This window comes from Synechococcus sp. H70.1 (assembly GCF_047502705.1).
Lineage (GTDB): Bacteria > Cyanobacteriota > Cyanobacteriia > Thermostichales > Thermostichaceae > Thermostichus.
On record NZ_JANSIV010000085.1, the window covers coordinates 1 to 912 of the forward strand.

The window sequence follows — 912 nt, forward strand, 5'->3', positions numbered from 1 at the left end:
CGTTTGTCTCGGCGCAGGAGTACCGCTTTACCCCCGGCTCAGTGCTGGAGACCACTAGCCTGCGGTTAGATTTCGTCAATCCTAAATTTGGGGGTTCTCCTGTCATCCCTGTTCGGTCAACACCAACTCAAGGGAGTGGGGCAGCCCGTCTGGAGGGCATAGAAGCCGTGCTCGCCCCCACAAACGACAACCGCATCGCCATTCGTATTGCCGAACGGGTTCCTCCACTTGAGGTTGTAGCTTTTGCCCCAAACGACGCCAGGCTGAGCACTCGCGTAGATCTTTCAACATCGAGCGGTCTTGCGTTGCTCTCCAGTGGCGTTGGTGACCGGCGCTTGAGAGTTAATACAACCTTTTCAGGTGAGGTAGTAATCACGCAGCTAAGAGAGAGAGTTTCAGGTACGTTGACAACATTAAGGCCTGACGGGACACTAGAAGTATTTGAGAGCAGAGAAGAAGTACAAGAACCCGTTCCTATAGGAAGGTTGACCCTCCGACTTACGAGAATTCTAGTTAGCAGATCTGGAGACCAGGTAGTTCTGGAGGGGCAGGCTTCTCTGACTACAAGGGTTCCTGGCGTTCTCAACGAAGTCACAGGCGAGTTTTTGGGTTCCACTGATCTTAGAGAAAGCAGTATCGACGTAATTTTACAGCAGGGATCCTTCTCCGCCAGCTTTGTGGTGCGGCAGCGGGGCGTGGCCGGCGATGGCACTCCTGAAGATGCCCTGGCTCTCTTTGCTCGCCTGAACTTCCGGCCTAACCAGGCGGAGATCGTCTATCGTCCCGTCTATGCCCAGCTGGGCAACCAGTCGGTGCTATTTGCTCCGGATCCCACTCGTCCGAACATCCTGCCCAATCAGTTGGTGCGCATCCGGCGCCTATTGGACGGTCGGGTACAAGCTGAGTTTGATC

1 pseudogene is annotated in these 912 nt (G+C 54.8%); it reads left to right on the forward strand.

Annotated elements, in window-relative coordinates:
• Positions 1-605: 605 nt before the first annotated feature.
• Positions 606-912, forward strand: a pseudogene (locus NW827_RS06415) (hypothetical protein); the annotation flags it as partial.